At 56.7% G+C, this 3,586-nt stretch carries 4 protein-coding genes; 2 read left to right on the top strand and 2 right to left on the bottom strand.

Translation table 11 applies throughout. The features are described 5' to 3' along the window. Positions 1-828: 828 nt before the first annotated feature. Both LH464_RS24095 and LH464_RS24090 read right to left on the bottom strand, forming a co-directional pair. Positions 829-1,065, bottom strand: a complete 237-nt coding sequence (locus LH464_RS24095; protein WP_226788936.1) for a DUF6894 family protein — start codon at positions 1,063-1,065, stop codon at positions 829-831. A 55-nt stretch (positions 1,066-1,120) separates the two neighbouring features. After that, entirely contained in the window at positions 1,121-1,996 is an 876-nt protein-coding gene (locus LH464_RS24090; protein WP_226788935.1) for an SDR family oxidoreductase, read from the bottom strand. Between the two features lie 249 nt (positions 1,997-2,245). Between LH464_RS24090 and LH464_RS24085 the strand changes: the two genes are divergently transcribed. Continuing rightward, entirely contained in the window at positions 2,246-3,016 is a 771-nt protein-coding gene (locus tag LH464_RS24085) for a Crp/Fnr family transcriptional regulator (protein ID WP_226788934.1), read from the top strand. A 70-nt stretch (positions 3,017-3,086) separates the two neighbouring features. After that, positions 3,087-3,377: a hypothetical protein gene (locus tag LH464_RS24080; RefSeq protein ID WP_226788933.1), complete on the top strand. Its 291-nt coding sequence runs from the start codon at positions 3,087-3,089 to the stop codon at positions 3,375-3,377. Positions 3,378-3,586 lie beyond the last annotated feature (209 nt).

Here is a 3,586-nt window from a genome sequence, read left to right as displayed (position 1 = left end):
CGCCAGGAGCGGCTTTGCGGGGCTTGACTGGATGCCCGCTTGGCCACTGTGGCGCTCGGCCTCCTTGCCTACGGCCTTGCAGGCGCAGATGCCGGCGCGGTTCTCGGGACGGCCTTAGCCATCAGGGTGATCGAGAAAATGAAGGGCTGGAGGCTGTCCGTGGATCGCATTGGAACAACCTTATCATTGCGGAAGACGTAACATCTGTGTTCAATTTCATTCTGGTCGCACGCTCCCTACGTTCGCTAAATTGTACAAGGCCCATCGCTATTTCTCTTGATTTCCCGCCATTAGAAAGGTCCACTCGATGATAGAGACGGACCGGCTGACTTTACGACCGTACCTACTCGATGACTATAAGCCTTACTTGGCGATGGGCGCGGCCGAACGCGCGACCACTGCTAAAAATGCCAGTGCCGGTGGGTTTTTTGCGAAGGTCGTGCGGCGCGGGATGCCCGCTATCCACGGCGCCTCATGGTTCGAAAGGGAGGAGCCTGCAATCATCCTGAACTGTTTGCGGGATCTGAAGCCCTTGCGATAGAGCTCCATAATCGCGATCGACAGCTAGTTGCGATCCACCCGCAATGCGTAGTGAGATCGCTCCCGCGTAATCTCATCGTATACCTGCTGGTAAAGGCGAAGCTCGTTCGGGCTGAGAGGTGGCAGTGGCGCTGGCATGGGCTGTGGGTGTACGGGCATTAGCGTCTCCTGAGGGCCTACATAGGCAGCCCGTGCGGATCATCAAGGCGGGATTGTCTCGGTGATAAACCAGCGTTTAATCGTCGTCTCAAAGTGAGAAAACCTGGTGAGCAAGCCCAAGCATCACCTTCAATGTTGCTGCGCAATGCTGGCAAACGGAACCGTCGCCACCACTTCCCCTTGTTCATCGGCTATCTCGAAAACCTCGCCATCGACGGGGCTGCCCTCCTTGATCCATTCTGAAATGATCTCCCTCGCAGCTCGTACTGCTTGAAGCGTTGCTTCTTCGACCGAGGCACATTCTGTGCCGATCTCGTCCCGGTCGAGTTCGAGAGGTGTGCGGATGTGAAAGTAGAACTTCGGCATTTGGCTGATCCATCTTGGGGTGGGAACGGTGCGCGGGGTCGCAGCTCTCCCGCCTCTAGAACTCTGTTCCTGAGAGACAGAACAGACTGATTGCTGGAAAGAGCACTCGTCTCCAGCGGGCAGGGAAAATGCGTTGTTCCGCAAACAGTTCCCTTCCGCCGTCTGGATCATGCAATTGTCTGGGTTGCGGACTTGCTTTTAAAGTCAACTTGTCAAAGGCCCGCCGCCTTAATGATCGTGGCGGCAGAACCTCAGTGCTTCGTTCCCACACGCTTCCCGTCAGACTTGGATCGCTCGAAAGAGCGAGGGTCGCTCCCCACCTGGCAGCGATACCGGGTTCCAGTCCATCCGCGGTACCCATTGAAGTCGCCAACCGACCGGGGACCCAATCGTTTATTACAATTGCCGGATATCGCTCGCATACGTCCGCTATCATCGCGCGCGTCAGTATGCGGCCCGCCCCTTTCGAAACCGAATAAGCGCCGCTCCCCGGCAAGGGGGCGGCGTCGGCAAAGGAGGAAACGTTCAGGATCCGACCTCTGCCCTGTCGAACCATGTCGTCCAGGGCGCAAAGGCTGCAACTGACCACACCTCCCAAATTGACCGCCACTGTTTGCATGAATGTTTCGGCTGTTTCGCCCAGCAGGCAGCGGTGGGGATACACAGCGGCATTGTTGATCAGAACTGAGATGTGTCCGAGCTCACGAATGGCGTCAAAAGTAGCCGCGACGTCTTCCGGGTTGCCCACGTCACACTGAAATGGAACAATCCGACCAGGATTCTTGGGACGAAGACCGTTGTCGTGCAAATGCGCGGCCGTCCGGCTTATTCCGGCCACGATCCGAACGCGCCTCGCGAGTTCTAGGGCCAAAGCCCTTCCCAATCCCCCGCCGGCCCCGGTTACGACGACGATGCCGATCTCGGAAGTCATCTCTTTTATCCTCGGTTCTCCCAGAAATGTAGAGGGTCCGCTTCTTCCCGCATATTAAAAATGTTGTTTGCATTGCGAGATAAGACAGCCAGCGGTGGTGCAACCGTGCTGTTTGAGTAATTGACACCATTGTATCCTCCGGGGATTGTCGCGCGGGAAGGTGGGCCTACCTGCACGTAATCGTCTGCGGACAAACAGACGCAGGTGGCCGAGGGCGAAAGTGCTCTCGTCCTGAAATAGGAGGGTGTTTTGGCTCATCCCAAGCAGGCGACGATCCAGAATAAGCTGCTCTCGCTACTCCCGGAAACGACATTCGATCTAGTCGCTCCCTCTCTGGAAGCGGTCGTGCTGCCACTGAAAACCGTTCTTGCTACCCGCGGAGAGCCGATCGAGCACGTGTATTTCCTGACCTCCGGTTTAGGTTCGGTCATCGTCGAAACGGCGGAAGGGCACCGGGCCGAAGCAGGTCTTTTCGGTTTCGACGGACACATACCTACATCGGCCGCGGCAGACGTCGAGCTTGCCCCCCATGAAATAAGCATGCAACTGCCGGGGGAGGGCTATCGTATGAGCTATTCCGCCTTTGCCGCCTTAATGGATTCTGACAGGGGATTCTCCAAAGTGATGATCCGGTGTATGGAGGCGTTTACGATCCAGCTTTCCTATACTGCAGCGTCGAACTCCATCCATGACATCAACGAGAGGCTCGCACGCTGGTTGCTTATGTGTCACGACCGGGTTCAGGGAAATGAGATCGGGCTTACACATGATGCGATGGCTGTAATGCTTGCTGTGCGAAGGCCTAGCGTGACAACCGCTTTACATGTTCTGGAGGGGCTCGGGTTCATCAGGTCGACGCGAGGCCGGATTACGATCCGCGATCGGGCCGCATTGGAAGAGTTCGCACAGGACGCTTATGGAAGGCCTGAGGCAGAATATCGCCGTCTGATGAAGGGGCTCCCCAAATCGCTCGACGAGGCCCTCACTCCAGATGGGCGGACCAAAGGACCGTTTGGGTAACAAAACGTACCGTAGGACCATTCTCCGTTTTGTCAGGTAGGATCGGGCTTCACTGGAGAGGAGACCTCTTATGAAATCCATTCGGAACGATGGCAGCGAAGTGTCGGAAACAGATCGAAGCATCCCGTTTCATAATGCGTTCTTCCCACGCGTCATGACTTCGGCAGACATCGTGGTAATGTCTATGGCCTACCAGCAGGCAATGAGGGAGCAGGCCGGTGCTTCCGATCCGGTCGATAGCGAGACGCTCTCACGGACGATATACCGGCTGTATTCAAAAGGACTTACAGACCAGCAAAAGCTGGCTAACTTGGCGCAGTTGCTGGCTGCTTCAGCCATCGCCAGGAGGCAAGCTCAGTAGCAAAGGGAGGGCTTCTCCCGTCGGAGGGAAACACGCTGGACCGGTACCAACGCACGCCGGCCGTCACAATGTACGTCTCGGTATTGAGCACGATGTGAAGGGTGCGGATTAAGTCTGCGGCGTCCAACAGAGATGCTTTGATGAGTTCGTTTGTCGCCAACCCAAGGGAAGCGTTCGCTGCAGCACTAGAGGCGGCCGTATTGGCCTAG

The sequence above is a fragment of the Pseudorhizobium xiangyangii genome (assembly GCF_020531965.1).
Taxonomy (GTDB): Bacteria; Pseudomonadota; Alphaproteobacteria; order Rhizobiales; family Rhizobiaceae; genus Neorhizobium; species Neorhizobium xiangyangii.
Note: the sequence above shows the minus strand (reverse complement) of the source record. Positions and strands in the feature narration are given on the sequence as shown.